The sequence below is a fragment of the Pseudomonas sp. LBUM1649 genome (genome assembly GCF_059716155.1).
Genome location: NZ_CP166807.1, coordinates 233,570 through 248,302, shown reverse-complemented (window position 1 = coordinate 248,302; position 14,733 = coordinate 233,570). Strand labels below are relative to the sequence as shown.

General features: G+C 60.5%; 12 protein-coding genes. 9 read left to right on the top strand and 3 right to left on the bottom strand.

Features of this window, described 5'->3' with window-relative positions; translation table 11 throughout:
* Positions 1 to 157 precede the first annotated feature (157 nt).
* The 9 genes from ACA058_RS01055 to ACA058_RS01015 all read left to right on the top strand — a co-directional run bounded on the left by ACA058_RS01055 (position 158) and on the right by ACA058_RS01015 (position 9,125).
* Entirely contained in the window at positions 158 to 916 is a 759-nt protein-coding gene (locus tag ACA058_RS01055; protein WP_497637456.1) for a hypothetical protein, read from the top strand.
* 298 nt (positions 917 to 1,214) lie between these two features.
* Complete coding sequence (locus ACA058_RS01050) at positions 1,215 to 2,456, top strand: SfnB family sulfur acquisition oxidoreductase (RefSeq protein WP_497637455.1); 1,242 nt, start codon at positions 1,215 to 1,217, stop codon at positions 2,454 to 2,456.
* A gap of 23 nt (positions 2,457 to 2,479) precedes the next feature.
* Complete coding sequence (locus ACA058_RS01045) at positions 2,480 to 3,673, top strand: SfnB family sulfur acquisition oxidoreductase (RefSeq protein WP_497637454.1); 1,194 nt, start codon at positions 2,480 to 2,482, stop codon at positions 3,671 to 3,673.
* A complete protein-coding gene (locus ACA058_RS01040; protein WP_497637453.1) occupies positions 3,673 to 5,031 on the top strand; it encodes an LLM class flavin-dependent oxidoreductase in 1,359 nt (452 codons plus the stop codon). The genes ACA058_RS01045 and ACA058_RS01040 overlap by 1 nt, the downstream gene beginning before the upstream one ends.
* 120 nt (positions 5,032 to 5,151) lie before the next feature.
* Positions 5,152 to 5,961 (top strand): MetQ/NlpA family ABC transporter substrate-binding protein, encoded by an 810-nt coding sequence (locus ACA058_RS01035; protein ID WP_497637452.1) that lies wholly within the window; start codon positions 5,152 to 5,154, stop codon positions 5,959 to 5,961.
* Positions 5,962 to 5,963: 2 nt separating this feature from the next.
* Positions 5,964 to 7,085 (top strand): methionine ABC transporter ATP-binding protein, encoded by a 1,122-nt coding sequence (locus tag ACA058_RS01030; protein WP_497637451.1) that lies wholly within the window; start codon positions 5,964 to 5,966, stop codon positions 7,083 to 7,085.
* Entirely contained in the window at positions 7,075 to 7,719 is a 645-nt protein-coding gene (locus ACA058_RS01025; protein WP_008057629.1) for a methionine ABC transporter permease, read from the top strand. Before ACA058_RS01030 ends, ACA058_RS01025 begins: the two co-directional genes overlap by 11 nt.
* Before the next feature lie 351 nt (positions 7,720 to 8,070).
* The gene (locus tag ACA058_RS01020) at positions 8,071 to 8,412 is read left to right on the top strand and encodes a DUF6124 family protein (protein ID WP_497637450.1); all 342 of its coding nucleotides are present in this window, start codon (positions 8,071 to 8,073) and stop codon (positions 8,410 to 8,412) included.
* A gap of 83 nt (positions 8,413 to 8,495) precedes the next feature.
* Positions 8,496 to 9,125 (top strand): class I SAM-dependent methyltransferase, encoded by a 630-nt coding sequence (locus ACA058_RS01015; RefSeq protein ID WP_497637449.1) that lies wholly within the window; start codon positions 8,496 to 8,498, stop codon positions 9,123 to 9,125.
* Positions 9,126 to 9,233: 108 nt separating this feature from the next.
* On the opposite strand, the gene ACA058_RS01010 is transcribed toward ACA058_RS01015, so the two are convergent.
* The 3 genes from ACA058_RS01010 to ACA058_RS01000 are packed head-to-tail and all read right to left on the bottom strand — an operon-like array spanning position 9,234 to position 14,451.
* Entirely contained in the window at positions 9,234 to 12,287 is a 3,054-nt protein-coding gene (locus ACA058_RS01010) for an efflux RND transporter permease subunit (RefSeq protein ID WP_497637448.1), read from the bottom strand.
* The gene (locus ACA058_RS01005) at positions 12,284 to 13,351 is read right to left on the bottom strand and encodes an efflux RND transporter periplasmic adaptor subunit (protein WP_497637447.1); all 1,068 of its coding nucleotides are present in this window, start codon (positions 13,349 to 13,351) and stop codon (positions 12,284 to 12,286) included. Before ACA058_RS01005 ends, ACA058_RS01010 begins: the two co-directional genes overlap by 4 nt.
* The gene (locus ACA058_RS01000; RefSeq protein WP_497637446.1) at positions 13,348 to 14,451 is read right to left on the bottom strand and encodes an efflux RND transporter periplasmic adaptor subunit; all 1,104 of its coding nucleotides are present in this window, start codon (positions 14,449 to 14,451) and stop codon (positions 13,348 to 13,350) included. The genes ACA058_RS01005 and ACA058_RS01000 overlap by 4 nt, the downstream gene beginning before the upstream one ends.
* Between the last annotated feature and the right edge of the window lie 282 nt (positions 14,452 to 14,733).

The following is a 14,733-nucleotide window of genomic DNA, read 5'->3' as shown; positions in this document are numbered from 1 at the left end:
TGACACTTACTCCGACTAACTCTTATCTAGTCTCCTTCCAGCGGCACCGCTCACGTTCAAACATTATTTAAAATCAAAGTAATGAACGGTTTTGCTGTTCGAACTCACGTTTTATTTTCCGAAACGGACTTCATTGCAAAACATCAAGGAGACTTCCATGACAAGCACCTCAAATAAAACCGGACTTGCCGCGCCGACTCTGGCGCAATCGCACAAGGCCGGAATCAACCTCGCCTCGGCGACACACTTGCTGATCGAGGTGCCGCCCTACCCCGCGATGGACGAAGGCGACCTGATCGAACTGTTCTGGGACAACTGCTACGTCGCCTCCAGGGTCCTGCTGGCCAATGAGATTGGCCAACCCGTCCAGCTACGGGTACCCGAGAGCTTTATCGCCAGTGGCTCTTCTCGCGTTCACTATCGAATCATGCAAATAGGGCAAGCACCGATCGTATCGCCCGCCCGGCGCGTGCAGTCCAAACTCGAGTGTCCCGGTGGCCAACCGTCTGCACTGAGTGGCGACGAAAACCAGAGCCTGGCCCCGGTAAACATTCCTGGAACGATTCGCCGGCAGGGGGTGAACCCCAACCAGATCAAGCGCGGCGTGCCCGTGACCATCGAGCCATACCTGAACATGGCCGCCGATGACGAAATCACCCTGCGCTGGGGCGATGCCCGCATGGATTTGCCCCCACTCAAGGAAAGTGATGTGGGCCAGCCGGTTCAGGTCTGGGTGCCACCGGCGATCATTCTTGAAGCCGGCGAAGACCTGCGACTGGAGGTGACTTACTGCATCCTCGACCGCGTAGGCAATAACTCGCGCTGGGCGCCAGCACGCAATCTGAAAATCGGCTGCGCCAATCCCTATTTCAAGGTGCCGAAGAAGGAAAATCTCCAGGCCGCAGAACGTCGTTAGCGATCAATCGCAGCTTTGAATAGATCGCAGCCTTCGGCAGCTCCTACATGGATTGGCATACACCCTGTAGGAGCTGCCGAAGGCTGCAATCTTTTTGACCTTCTATGCATATTCCTAAAAGTTAGTTCAAAAAATATTTATACACGTTTAGGGTATATAAACCGGACCACCGGACATTCTTGTTTTCGTTCGCCGCACCCCGCGGCGTTTCCATGAGATGTGAGGTAGGTATGGTCCGGAACACAATCACCCCAGTGCAGAACGCCAGGGCATTGCGTGTAGCCAAGGAGTGGTACTGATGTCCAGTCTGGCTGATGCAATCGTCCAGAGTGACCTGGACACTGCCCCATTGTTGTTGCCCGCGCAAGTGCTGCGCAACGACGCTCAAGCCATCAAGGCCGCCCACGAACTGGCGCAAGTCGCGCGCCTGCAAGCGGCCAGGCGCGACCAGCAGCGCAAGCTGCCGTGGTCGGAAATCGAACAATTCACTCGAAGCGGTCTGGGCAGCATTGCCATTCCCCGTGAGTACGGTGGCCCACAGGTTTCATTCGTCACCCTGGCCGAGGTTTTCGCGATCATTTCCGCGGCGGACCCGGCCCTGGGGCAGATTCCACAGAACCAGTTCGGCATTCTGAACCTTGTGCTCGGCAGCGCCACCGAGGTGCAGAAAAAACAGCTGTTCAAGAGCGTTCTGGAAGGCTGGCGCATCGGTAATGCCGGGCCGGAACGTGGCGCTAAAAACACCCTGGAACTCAAGGCGCGCATCACCGCCGATGGCGATGGTTTTGTCCTCAACGGGCAGAAGTTTTATTCCACCGGCGCGCTGTTTGCGCACTGGGTCGCGGTCAAGGCGCTCAATGACGACGGCAAGCAAGTGCTGGCCTTCGTTCGTCGCGGGACGCCAGGGCTGCGCATCGTCGATGACTGGTCCGGCTTCGGCCAGCGCACCACCGCCAGCGGGACTATTTTGCTCAACAACGTGCGGGTCGACGCCGAGCTGGTGGTGGATAACTGGAAGATCAACGACAAGCCCAATACTCAGGGTGCGGTTTCGCAACTGATCCAGGCCGCCATCGATGCCGGGATCGCCCGGGGCGCCATTGATGACGCCATCGAATTCGTGAAAACCCGCGCACGGCCATGGGTCGACGCCAACGTTGAACGGGCCAGCGATGACCTGTACGTCATCGCCGATATCGGTAAGTTGAAAATCGAATTGCATGCTGCCGAAGCACTGCTGCGCAAGGCCGGGCAGGTGCTCGACCAGGTGAGCGCCGCGCCGCTCACCGCCGAGTCCGCCGCCCGCGCTTCGATTGCCGTCGCGCAAGCAAAAGTGTTGACCACCGAGATCTCGTTGCTGGCCAGCGAAAAGCTGTTCGAACTGGCCGGCAGTCGCGCCACCCTTGCCGAGTTCAACCTCGACCGCCACTGGCGCAACGCCCGGGTGCACACCTTGCACGACCCGGTGCGCTGGAAGTATCACGCCGTCGGCGCCTATCACCTGAACGGCACATTGCCGGCTCGCCATTCCTGGATTTAACGACCAGACATCTGGAGAAACTTATGACTTTTTCTCACCCCGTCGCGGTCATCACCAGCGATGAGCAAGCCCTGATCGTCGCCAGCGACCTGGCCGAAGATTTCAAACGCGACAGCGCCCTGCGCGACCGTGAACGCCGTTTGCCACACCCGGAACTGGAAGTGTTTTCCCGCTCGGGTCTCTGGGGCATCAGCGTGCCGAAGGCGTACGGCGGCGCGGGCGTTTCCAACGTTACCCTGGCCAAGGTCATCGCACTGATCGCCCAGGCTGATGGCTCCCTCGGGCAAATCCCGCAGAACCATTTCTACGCGCTGGAAGTGCTGCGCGTAAACGGCAGCCAGGAGCAGAAAAAACGCCTGTACGCCGAAGTATTGGCTGGCCAGCGCTTTGGTAATGCGCTGGCAGAACTCGGGACTAAAACCGCCCACGACCGCGTCACCAGCCTGACAAGCGATGGTGACGGCTATCGCATCAACGGTCGCAAGTTCTACGCCACCGGCGCGATTTACGCCCAGCGCATTCCGACCTCGGTGATCGATGAAAACGGTGTGCAGCAACTGGCATTCGTCCCGCGCGACAGCAAGGGCCTGACGGTGATCGACGACTGGAGCGGCTTCGGCCAGCGCACCACCGGCAGCGGTTCGGTGGTGTTCGAAGATGTCTACGTTGCCGCCGAAGACGTGATCCCGTTTCAAAGCGCTTTCGAGCGCCCGACACCGGTCGGCCCGCTGGCGCAGATTCTCCATGCCGCCATCGACACCGGCATCGCCCGCGCAGCGTATGAAGATGCGCTGCATTTCGTACGCACCAAAACCCGGCCGTGGATCGACGCCACCCATGAAAAAGCCACCGACGACCCTCTGACCATCAAGAGTTTCGGTCACTTGAGCATTCGTCTGCATGCTACCGAAGCCTTGCTCGAACGCGCCGGTGAATTCCTCGACACAGCCCAGGCCGACACCAGCGCCGAGACCGTCGCCGCCGCGTCGATTGCCGTCGCCGAGGCCCGCGCCATCAGCACCGAAATCTCCCTCGCCGCCGGCACTACGTTGTTCGAACTGGCCGGCAGCCAGGCCACGCTGATCGAGCACGGTCTGGATCGCCATTGGCGCAACGCCCGGGTGCACACACTGCACGACCCGGTGCGCTGGAAGTATCACGCGGTCGGCAACTACTACCTCAACGATGAAAACCCACCACTGCGGGGGACCATCTGATGGCCGACGCGAAAAAGAAGATCCTGCTCAACGCGTTCAACATGAACTGCATCGGGCACATCAACCATGGCTTGTGGACGCATCCACGGGACACCTCGACCCAGTACAAGACCCTCTCATACTGGACCGAACTGGCACAGTTGCTGGAGCGCGGGCTGTTCGACGGCTTGTTCATCGCCGACATCGTCGGGGTCTACGATGTTTATCAGAATTCGGTGGACGTGCCGCTGAAAGAGTCGATCCAGTTGCCGGTCAACGACCCGCTGCTGCTGGTTTCGGCGATGGCTGCGGTGACGAAAAACCTTGGCTTCGGCCTCACCGCCAATCTCACCTACGAGCCGCCGTACCTGTTCGCCCGGCGCATGTCGACGCTGGATCATTTGAGCCGCGGTCGGGTGGGCTGGAATATCGTCACCGGTTACCTCGACAGCGCCGCCAAGGCCATGGGCCTGAGCGAACAGGTCGAACATGACCGCCGCTACGACCAGGCCGATGAATACCTGCAAGTGCTCTACAAACTCTGGGAAGGCAGTTGGGAAAATGGCGCGGTACTCAACGATCCGCAGCAACGGATCTACGCGCAACCGGAAAAAGTGCACAAGGTCGAGCAAAAGGGCGAGTTCTATCAGGTCGAGGGTTACCACCTGTGCGAACCGTCACCGCAGCGCACGCCTGTGCTGTTCCAGGCTGGCAGTTCAGATCGCGGTTTGCTGTTCGCCGGGCGCCACGCCGAGTGCGTTTTCATCAGCGGCCAGAACAAGCCGTCGACCAAGGTTCAGGTGGATAAGGTCCGCGCCAGCGCCGTCGAGGCCGGGCGTAACCCCGAAGACATCAAGGTGTTCATGGGTCTGAACGTGATTGTCGGTGCCACCGAAGAGCTGGCCTGGGCTAAGCACGCCGAATACCTGAGCTACGCCAGCGCCGAGGCCGGCGTGGCGCATTTTTCGGCATCTACCGGCATCGACTTTTCCGAATACGCCATCGACGAACCGATCCAGTACGTCAAGAGCAACGCGATCCAGTCAGCGACCAAAAACCTGCAGAACAACGACTGGAGCCGACGCAAATTGCTCGAGCAACACGCCCTCGGCGGACGCTACATCACCGTGGTCGGCTCGCCTGAGCAAGTGGCCGACGAGCTGGAATCGTGGATCGCCGAAACCGGCCTGGACGGCTTCAACCTGACGCGGATCGTCACGCCGGAAAGCTATGTGGATTTCATTGAGCTGGTGATCCCGGAGCTGCAACAACGTGGGTCGTACAAGACGGCTTACGACAATGGCAGCTTGCGCGAAAAGCTGTTTCACGGTGAGGCGCATTTGCCTGAGCAACATACGGGATCGGCGTTTCGCCGCTAAAAGCATCGCGGGCAAGCCTTGCTCCTACAAGAGCACCGCACTCCTTTGTAGGAGCAAGGCTTGCCCGCGATGAGGCCCGACCAAACACCAAAAATCTTATGCACTGACTGGAAAACCATCATGACCAAAAACCACTTCACTCACCCAGTCAAAGCACTGGCCCTGGCCCTCGGCCTGTTCAGCTCTGCGGTTTTCGCCGCCGACGCACCACTGAAAATCGGCACCACCGCCGCCTTCGCCATTCCTCTGGAGGCGGCGGTAGAAGAAGCTGGCAAACAAGGCCTGAAAGTTGAACTGGTGGAATTCACCGACTGGATCGCGCCCAACGTCAGCCTCGCCGCCGGCGACATCGACGTGAACTACTTCCAGCACATCCCGTTCCTGGAAAACGCCAAGAACGCCTCCGGGTTTGACCTGGTGCCATTCGCACCGGGGATCATCAACAACGTCGGTCTCTACTCGAAGAAATACAAAAGCTTCGACGAGCTGCCGCAAGGCGCCAGCGTGGCCATCGCCAACGATCCGATCAACAGCGGTCGTGGCTTGCAGCTGTTGGCCAAGGCCGGGTTGATCACGCTTAAACCGGGTGTCGGCTACAAGGCAACCGAAGAAGACATCATCGCCAGCCCGAAGAAAATCAAAATCCTGCAAGTCGAAGCCGTGCAACTGGTGCGCGCCTTTGACGACGCCGATCTGGTCCAGGGCTACCCGGCCTATATCCGCCTGGCGAAAACCTTCGACGCCGGCTCCGCCCTGCTGTTCGACGGCCTCGACCACAAGGAATACGTGATCCAGTTCGTGATCCAGCCGAAAAGCAAAACCGACCCGCGCCTGATCAAGTTCGTCGACATCTACCAGCACTCGCCGGCCGTTCGCGCAGCCCTGGATAAAGCCCACGGCAAGCTCTACCAAACCGGTTGGGAGAGCTGAGCATGACGGCTGCGATCCAACGGCGACTGGATATTCCAGAGCCTCAGAAAGCCGAACAGACCGAACTGCATCCGGAGCTGAACCGAGCTCATGTGCGCTTCATCGGTCTGGGCAAAACCTACGACGGCAAGCAAGGTCCGGTGGCGGCGCTGCAAGGCATCGACCTGGCGATCCAGCGCGGTGAAGTGTTCGGCATCATCGGCCGCAGCGGTGCCGGCAAGTCGTCGCTGATCCGCACCATCAACCGCCTCGAACAACCGACGTCGGGTCGAGTGCTGATCGATCAAGTCGACATCGGCGAGTTCGATGAAGACCGTTTGGTGGCGTTGCGTCGGCGCATCGGCATGATCTTTCAGCACTTCAATTTGATGTCGGCGAAGACGGTTTGGCAGAACGTCGAGTTGCCGCTGAAAGTCGCCGGTGTACCCAAGGAAAAGCGCGAGCAGAAGGTTCGTGAGCTGCTGGAACTGGTGGGCCTGCAAGGCAAACACAAGGCTTACCCGGCGCAACTGTCCGGCGGCCAGAAACAGCGCGTCGGCATCGCCCGCGCGCTGGTTCACGACCCGGCGATTCTGCTGTGCGACGAAGCCACTTCGGCACTGGACCCGGAGACCACGCAATCGATCCTCGGGCTGCTGCGCGAGATCAATCGGCGCCTGGGCCTGACGATTATTTTGATCACCCATGAGATGGCGGTGATCCGCGAAATCTGTGATCGCGTCGTGGTCCTTGAACATGGACGAATCGTTGAACAGGGGCCCGTCTGGGAAGTTTTTGGCAACCCGCAGCATGAGGTCAGCAAGACCTTGCTCGCGCCCTTGCAACACGCCCTGCCGCCAGAGCTGCATAGCCGCTTGCATCCGCAACCGCAGTCCTCTGAAGACGCGGTGGTACTGCGCCTGCAATTCACTGGAACGGCCCACGCCGAACCGGACCTTGCCGCACTGTTCGGTGCCCTCGGTGGCCGCGTGCGCTTGTTGCAGGGCGGCGTGGAACGGATTCAGGGGCACGCGCTTGGGCAACTGCTGCTGGCCGTGACGGGGTCGTCTCTGGGTGCCGAAGAATTGCGCCAACGCGCCGGCCACTGGGCGCAACAGGTAGAGGTGTTGGGTTATGTGGTTTGATCGCTTGCTGCAAGGCTTCATCGACACGTTTCTGATGGTCGGCGTGTCGTCGTTGATCGCACTGCTGGCGGGGATTCCGTTGGCGGTGATCCTGGTCACCAGTTCCAAGGGCGGCATCTACGAAGCCCCGGCGCTTAACCGCGCACTGGGTGCCTTCGTGAACCTGTTTCGCTCGATTCCGTTCCTGATTCTGATGGTTGCGTTGATTCCGTTTACCCGGTTGATCGTCGGTACCACGTATGGCGTGTGGGCGGCCGTGGTGCCGTTGACCATCGCTGCCACGCCATTCTTTGCACGCATCGCTGAAGTCAGCTTGCGCGAGGTCGATCACGGCTTGATCGAAGCGGCGCAGGCCATGGGGTGCCGACGTGGGCACATTGTCTGGCATGTGCTGCTGCCTGAAGCGTTGCCGGGGATTGTCGGGGGATTCACGATCACTCTGGTGACGATGATCAACTCATCGGCCATGGCCGGGGCGATTGGTGCGGGTGGATTGGGGGACATTGCCTATCGTTATGGGTATCAGCGCTTTGACAGCCAGATCATGCTGACGGTGATTGTGTTGCTGGTGGCGTTGGTGGCGGTGATCCAGTTGGGTGGGGATCGGTTGGCTCGGGGCTTGAACAAACGCTAGGGCGATATTTCGTACAAGAAAATCGGCAATTCTGAAGGCTCAATCCCTTTCCTTTGCAGGACGTTTCCTAGATTATTCCGCTCGCTTGCGCCTGCCAAACTCCGTGGTTAGTCTCGGTCCGTCACTGCTCATCAGTGATCGGGTTTAGTCGCCCGGATATAGTCAGGCGCACAGCGTCACCTTTTCTCAGGTGTTTTTTATTGTCTGAGATTTATGGTGGCTGTGCGCAGGGCACCCTCGGGTGCGCCGGTATTGCCTGGCGACCGGTCGACTAACCTGTGTGCAGCCGCCACCCCTGTTCGTTTAGTCGCGATATAGGTTGACTCCAACTAACGGTCAGGAGTTTTACCAATGGAAAGATCAGTTCCCGATCCACCCCCCGAAACCTCAACCGAAGACCCACTCAGGGATCGATCAGCGCTCTACCGCGCCATTGATTTCTACCTCACCGGCGATCAACCCTCCCCGCCCGATGAACTGCGGTTCTACAACGTCAGCAAAGACGTGAGCTTCGAAGACACCCAACTCTACGTCGCCGATCTGCTGCGCTGTGCCTCGGTCACGGCGTATCAATGTGGCGACCATCTCAAGGGCGCCGACCGTGCAATGGTGTTCTCGGTTTGGCATTTGCTGGAGATTGCCAAGGCGATGGTGGATCACTCCATCGAATGCCTGGGAATGAAAAAGGGTTGATGCAGTGAACGGCTGCGCAGCAGGCCCCAGGGCTGACTTGATGGCGTATATTCGGCGGACTTACATCACCTGCGCAGCCGACCATGAAACAGACTCCCGCCGACCTCGAGCAGATCACCGCCACCACCCTGGGCCATTACAACTCGGTGGCCGAAGGATTTCGTGAAGGCACCCGCGATCACGATGTCAGCCAGAACATCGACGCCCTATTGCGTCACATTCAGGGCGAACCGCCGTTCGACATTCTCGATTTTGGCTGTGGTCCCGGTCGTGACCTGCAGACCTTTACGCGCATGGGGCACACAGCGGTCGGTCTCGATGGCTCGGAGAAGTTCGCGCAGATGGCCCGGCAGGACAGTGGTTGCGAGGTCTGGCAGCAGGACTTTCTGAAACTGGATTTGCCGGACGAGTGCTTTGACGGGATTTTTGCCAATGCGGTGCTGTTTCACATCCCGCGCCAGGAGTTGCCTCGGGTGTTGAAGGAGCTACGCGGTGCGTTAAAGCCGGGGGGCGTGTTGTTCAGTTCCAATCCCCGTGGCGAGAACCAGGAAGGCTGGAACGGGCCACGCTATGGGGCGTATCACGATCTTCAGGCGTGGCAGCAGATGCTGACTGAAGCGGGGTTTGTGGAGCTGGAGCATTACTACCGGCCGGCGGGGCTGCCGCGGGAGCAGCAGCCCTGGTTGGCGAGTGTGTGGCGTCGCGCCGACTGATCGTTCCCACGCTCTGCGTGGGAATGCAGCCCGTGACGCTCTGCGTCACAGCCGCGGGGACGCAGAGCGTCCCGAGAGGCATTCCCACGCAGAGCGTGGGAACGATCACTACACGGCGTCTTTCTTCGGCTCGCGAATCTTGTACCAGGCCACATACAACGCCGGCAAAAACAGCAGCGTCAGCAAGGTGGCGACGATAATCCCGCCGATCATCGCGTAGGCCATCGGCCCCCAGAACACTTCCCGGGCAATCGGGATCATGCCCAGGCTCGCCGCCGCCGCGGTCAGCAGGATCGGTCGCCGGCGATGTTCGGTGGCTTCCACCACGGCATCCCAGGGTGAAGAACCTTCAGCCACGAACGCGTCGATCTGGGTCACCAGGATCACCGAGTTGCGGATGATGATGCCGATCAGCGCCAGAATGCCGAGGATCGCCACGAAGCCCATCGGTGTTCCGGTCGGCACCAGCGCCAGCACCACGCCAATCAAGCCCAGCGGCGCGACGCTGGCCACCAGGAACATCTTCTGCACGCTGTGCAGCTGAATCATCAGGAAGGTGGCCATCAGGAACACCATCAACGGCACGACCTTGTTGATCGGCCCTTGGGCCTTGGCGCTTTCCTCCACCGTACCGCCCGTGGCGACCTTGTACGCTGCCGGCAATGCGGCGGCGAATTTTTCGATGTCCGGCTTGAGCTGGGTCACCAGATCGGTTGGCTGGATATCACCGATCACCGCAGTCTTGATGGTGATCGTCGGTTTGCGGTCGCGCCGCCACACCAGCGGTTGCTCGAGTTCGTAGCGCACGGAGGCAAACGCCAGCAGCGGAATCGAGGTGCCGCCCGGCGTGACGATCTGCAGGTTCTGCAGGGTATCCGGTGAACCTCGCTCGGCGTCCACGGCGCGGCCGACCACGTTGATCAGGTAGATGTCGTCGTCGACCTGGGTCACCGTCGAGCCGCTGACGATGCTGTTCATCAGGTTCGCCACGTCTTCAGACGACAATCCAAGCTGCCGCGCCTTGTCCTGGGCGATGTCGATGCGCAGCACCTTGCCTGGCTCATTCCAGTCGAAAATGATTTCGCCGATGTGCGGGTTCTTGTCCAGTTGGCTGGCCAGGTCGATGGCGTGCTTGCGCACCTGGTCAATGGCCGGGCCGCTGACGCGGTACTGGATCGGCCGCCCCACGGGTGGGCCCACCTCCAGCGCTTGGACGAAACTGCCGATGCCGACGAAATCTTTGCGCAGGCGTTCGCGCAGGCGATCACTGAGGGCCGCGCGCGTCTCGAAGTCTTTACTCACAATCACGAGCTGTGCGTAGTAAGGGTTCTGCAGTTGCTGGTCGAGGGGCAGGTAGAAACGAATCGCGCCCTGGCCGATGTAGGTACTCCAGCGCACGATGTCGGGGTCGCCCTTGAGCGTCGCTTCGAGCTTGTCCACGGCTTTGCGGGTTTCAGCGATGGAGGCGTTTTGCGGCAGGTTCAGATCCACGAGGATTTCCGGGCGATCCGAAGCCGGGAAGAACTGGTTCTGCACAAAGCGCATGCCGACTACCGACAACCCGAACAGCAGCACCGTAATGCCGATCGCCCACCAGCGGTTGCGCATGCACCACAGCAGGCCGCCATTGAAGGCCCGCCCCAAACGCCCTGGCTCGGCCGCGTGCGGCTTCACATTGGCGCTGAGGATGTGCACGCCGATCACCGGGGCGAACAGCACCGCCACCACCCATGAGACCATCATGGCCACGGCAATCACCGCAAAAAGGGTGAAGGTGTATTCACCGGCCGAACTGCCATTGAGGCCAATGGGTACGAAACCCGCCACCGTCACCAGGGTACCGGTGAGCATCGGGAAGGCGGTCGAGGTGTAGGCAAAGGTCGCGGCCTGCTCCTTGGTATCGCCCAATTCCAGGCGCGAGACCATCATCTCGACAGTGATCATCGCGTCATCCACCAGCAGGCCCAGCGCGATGATCAGCGCACCGAGGGAAATCCGCTGCATGGTGATGCCGCTGTATTCCATGAACACAAACACCATCGCCAGCACCAGCGGGATCGAGCACGCCACCACCAGCCCGGCCCGTACGCCGAGGCTGATGAAGCTGACCACCAACACGATCACCACGGCTTCGAACAACGCACTGGTAAAACCGCCAACGGCCTCTTCCACCACGACAGCCTGGTCCGACACGTTGTGCACGCCGACGCCCACCGGCAGATTGGCCGTCAGCTCGCTGATGCGCTGGTGCAGGGCCTTGCCGAAGTCCTGGATGTTGCCACCCGTTTGCATGGCAATGGCCAGGCCGATGGCTTGCTGGCCATTGAAGCGAAACTCCGGGGTCGACGGGTCGACATAACCACGGCGAATGTCAGCAATGTCGGCCAGCCGATAGAAGCGGTCATTGAGCCGCAAGTTGACGTTGGCCAGATCCTTCTCGGAAATGAACTGCCCGGACGTGCGCACGGAGATCCGCTCGGGACCGGCTTCGATCACCCCGGCCGGGGTCACCGCGTTCTGGGTCTGCAGGCTCTGCACCACCTGGGCTTGATCGATACCCAGCGCCGCCAGTTTGCGTGTCGAGAAATTCAGGTAGAGCACTTCGTCCTGTTGGCCGACCATCTCGATCTTGCCCAACCCCGGCACACCACGGATATCGGCGCGCGCCTGCTCGACGTAGTCGCGCAACTGGCGCAACGACAGGCCGTCGGCGGTAAAGGCGTAGATCGAGCCGAACACGTCACCGAACTCGTCGTTGAACGACGGACCCTGAATGCCCTGGGGAAACGAGTAGCGAATGTCGCCGATCTTCTTGCGTACCTGGTACCAGATTTGCGGAATGTCCTCGGCCTTGGTGGTGTCGCGCAAGTACACATAGACCGTTGATTCGCCGGGGCGGGTGTAACTTTTCACGTAGTGGAGAGAATCAAGCTCTTCGAGTTTTTTCTCGATACGGTCGGTGACCTGCTTGAGGGTTTCTTCCTGGGTCGCACCGGGCCAGCGGGTCTGGATCACCATGGTCTTGATGGTGAACGACGGGTCTTCCTCGCGCCCCAGGTTCAGGTACGAGAACACGCCCATCAATAACGCGACGAACATCAAATACCAGACGAACGACTGATGCTTGAGGGCCCATTCGGATAAGTTGAAACTCCCTTTCATTGTGGGCTGCCCTCGTCGACTTTCACTTTTTGCCCCGGCTTGAGGCTGTTCACACCGGCACTGACGACTCGCTCGCCGGCCTTGATATTGTCAGCCAACACCACAGTGCTGTCCGTGCGGCTGACGATGCTGACATCTCGCGGGGACACCGTTTGCGTCTGCGCATCGATGACCCAGACGCGGCTTTTGCCGTCGACCTCCTGCAATGCGCTCAGGGGCAGTTCGATGCGCGGTTTGACCGCGCTACTCAAGGTCACGCTGATCGCCGTCCCGAGGCGAAACGCGGGCGGTGTCTCGGCCAGCGTCAGACGCGCGCGCCGGGTGCGGGTCGCACTTTCGGCCTGGGGTTCGATTTCACGCACAATGGCCGTGGTGGCAATGCTCGGGTTCAGTTGCGAGGCGACTTGAAACACCACGTCGGCGGGCAACTGATCGACCAGGGTGTCGGGCAGGTCGATCACCGCTTCCTTGATGTCCGGCTGCGCCAGGGTGACCACTTGCTGACCCGCGGTGACAACCTGTCCGGCTTCGGCACTCCACGCCGTGACCACCGCCTTGTGATCGGCGCGCAACTCAACATAGTTGAGCTGGTCCCTGGCCTGGCTGACCGCGGCCTTGGCCTGATCGAGCGAGGCCTGGGTGGTTTTCAGGTCGGTGATTGCACTGTCGAGTTGCGCCTGTGAGCCCACCCCGCGATCGAACAATTGCTGCTGTCGCCGAGCGCTGGCCTGGGCATTGATGAGTTGCGCCTGGATACTCGCCAGGTCGCCCTCGGCCGAACGCAACTGGTTCTGCTGGTCGGTGGGATCGAGCGTGGCGAGCAAGGCACCCTTGTCGACTTCGGCACCGACATCGACGCTGCGACTGGCAATGCGCCCCGGCACACGGAAGCCGATGTTGCTTTCATAACGGGCCTGAATGTTGCCGGCGAAACGCCCGAGATTTTCCTCGTCCAGGGCCTTCACCTTGATGGACAGCACCGGGCGCACCGGTTCCGGGGCGGGTTCTTCTTTCGAGCAGGCCAGCAGCATCACACCGGCGAACACCAGTAACAGACGCTTCATGGCTGCCCCCCCGCGGACAAGTCCTTGTAGGTGTTTTCGGCAATTTCCACCTTCACACCGGGGTGCAGCAACTGGCCGCCGGCGATGACGACTTTTTCACCGCCGGTCAGCCCGGCGCTGATGATGACTTTACCGGTCAGGTAGCGGCCAACCTTGACGTTGTGCAATTGCGCCTTGCCCTCGCCATCCACCAGCCACACCGCCGGCTCGCTGATGTTTTTGGTCAACGCCGACCACGGCAGCTCCACGGCGGATTTGCCCCGGGTATTGGCGGTGGCACTCACCACCGAACCCAACTGCATCCCTGGCGGCAAGGCGTCGAGGGTGACTTTGACCTGCACCGTACCCGTTTGCTCGGAGACGGCCGGGGTGACTTCGCGTACGGTCCCGGTGGTTTTGATCGCCGGATTATCCAGCAGGCTGACCACCACCGCTCTATTCGACGGCGGCTCGGCCAGCAGCGATTCGTAGACGTTGAACACCGCATCCCGCTCCCCGTCCCGGGCCAGGCTGAAAATCGGTACCGTGGCCTGCACCACCTGGCCCACCTCGGCCTGCCGCGCCGTGATCACACCCGGCGCGTCGGCGATCAACGCGGTGTAGCTCAATTGTTCACGGGCGTTGGCCAGTTGCGCCTGGGCTGCCGCCAGCGAACTTTGGGTGCTGCGCAAGGCAGCCTGGGCGGAATCGTATTCGCTTTGGCTGGTGTAGCCCTTGGGCAACAGCTTTTGCTGGCGCACGAAGGCCGCGGCGTTCTGAGTGACCTTGGCCTGCTCGGCGACGACCTGGGCCTGGGCCGAATCCACGTTGGTCTGCAGGTCCTTGGGGTCGAGCCTGGCGAGCACCTGCTTGGCCGAAACCCGGTCACCGACATCCACCGTACGCTGGATGATCTTGCCCCCGACGCGGAACGACAGCTCGGTCTGCACCCGGGCCTGGACATCACCGGTCAACGTGATGTTGACGGCGTAGTCGGCCAGTTTGACCTCTTGCACGAAAACCCGGGGCCGGTCCTTCTCGACCGGTTTTTCTTCGTCGCAAGCGCTCAGCAAGGCCAACAGGCTCAGGCCAAGCGCTATTTTCAATCCGGGACCAGCCATGCAGACTCCTTTGCGTTGTACGGGTGCGCGTGACGAATACGACTGTGAGCTTAGAACAGGGTTGCAAGGGTGCACTCGATAGCGGCAAAAAACCGCAGGCATTGTGGCAATACCTGCGGCGATAGAGTCATGACGTGAAAAAGTACTTGCTTGTACGCTACAGGGAGTGGCGACGATATTTTCCGTCGGCTCCACGGATTTCATTGTTTATTTGAGTCACGTCTGGAAAGAGAAAGCTCGGTCGCGTACCGGGTCTGGTCGTATTTACAGAATCAGGTGAAG